Annotated in this window: 2 protein-coding genes; both read left to right on the top strand. The window is 47.4% G+C overall.

Annotated elements, in window-relative coordinates; genetic code table 11:
• Positions 1 to 76 precede the first annotated feature (76 nt).
• Positions 77 to 298 (top strand): hypothetical protein, encoded by a 222-nt coding sequence (locus tag D4A39_RS17690; protein WP_128910926.1) that lies wholly within the window; start codon positions 77 to 79, stop codon positions 296 to 298.
• Between the two features lie 23 nt (positions 299 to 321).
• Positions 322 to 1,107, top strand: a complete 786-nt coding sequence (locus tag D4A39_RS16665) for a hypothetical protein (protein WP_128910925.1) — start codon at positions 322 to 324, stop codon at positions 1,105 to 1,107.
• The last annotated feature ends 415 nt before the right edge of the window (positions 1,108 to 1,522 follow it).

The following is a 1,522-nucleotide window of genomic DNA, read 5'->3' as shown; positions in this document are numbered from 1 at the left end:
GCTTTGGCCTTTTGATCTATGATGAGATAATTTTTTTGATAGTGTGAAGGACAGATGATCACCTGTGGAGAAGAAGATGAAATTGTGGAAAATTGAAGTGTTCGAAAATACTGAAGATGTAGAGCCAATAAAAATTGGATTTTTCTACGCTGAATCAGAGAAAGACGCTTCTTCCATGGCAAAGTCATCTATGGGTGATGCATGGAGAATTGATTTTTGTACAGAGGTTACCGGGCCAGATAAAATACCTGAGGGTTTTGTCGCATGGGTTGGTCCCGCTTCACAATTCGGTTCATGATACAGTGCTGTGGTGGTGAAAAAATGAAAAACGGATTAAAAGTTGGTGGTTTGATGAAATACATACTGCCCATTTCAGTGGCAACATTAATCACCTCTGGGCCAGTATTGGGGGAAGATTTTAATAACTCAGTGCCGGTTAATTTGCTTTTAAATAATGAATACAATCTTTCGGCAACTTTGCATGAGGTTCGCGCGGTTGAAGCGATTGGCGCGCCAGCACAAATTCATAGCGCGAGGGTATTTATGCTCGATGAGGCGGGGATGAATCGTGTGTATGGAGAGGTTCAAGTTGCAGGCGATAGAGAGTTGACAGACTGTGTTTACCATCCAAGCACACCAAGTGCTATTATCGAGTTTGATTTTGATTCTGAAAGTATTTTATCCGCTGAAGTGGTGGTCGCAACCATTGACTCTTTTGGAGGCTTTGGAAGTTTTCAAAGACTTGTTGTTGAGGGGCAACTCGGAGCGCCACTGCTCGGTACTTTTTCTTGGGGAATAGGTGTGCCAAGGGGGTTCAGAGTTAGGGGTGGAGTATATATTACAGTAACGTCCATTATAACAAGTGATGGTGAAATATGGGAGGGAAATCCCATAAATATTTTGCGGCCGAATAATGAAGTGATACCTGATAGGGGCGTGATATCTGGAAATCCTTATTCTAAGCCAAGATTTTGTGACTACACTATTGCGGGCGAAAATGATCAGCAGCTGTCGTCCGAATACAGCGGTGATATATTTATAGAGCTGGACAGATTGGTCGATAGGTTTGGCGCGCAGAATCTGAGGGACGCTCTGGAGCGTTATTGACTTCATTATGCTTCGCAACCCTGTGCCGAATTCACGAAATGAAGCCGGCACAGGGTTATGGTGAAGATTTTATGGGTGGTGCGATTGTTCGCCTGCGACACGCCGGTTCGGCCACCGCAACAGGTGCGTACGCGGTTCCCGTGGTTATCACGCATCACCACTGCCACCAGCGGCGCGGTCGAGACGGCCCTCTGGATTGTCGTCTTGCTCTTTCCGGTGGCTTTTGCCGCCTGTCCGAGAGTGTATCTCATGGGGTCTTGTCTCGTTCCAAATGGACGGTCTCTGGAATTTTCCGTGTTTTCGACTGGCTCCCAGGGGGATCTGTGGTGAAAATATCATAGGCGGCACGGGCCAAATCGCGCTCGTTCCGGGTGATCTGGCGCCCTCCGGCCTCGAATGTCCGGCCCGCCCTGTC

This window comes from Alcanivorax profundi, from assembly GCF_003597125.1.
GTDB lineage: Bacteria > Pseudomonadota > Gammaproteobacteria > Pseudomonadales > Alcanivoracaceae > Alcanivorax > Alcanivorax profundi.
Note: the sequence above shows the minus strand (reverse complement) of the source record. Positions and strands in the feature narration are given on the sequence as shown.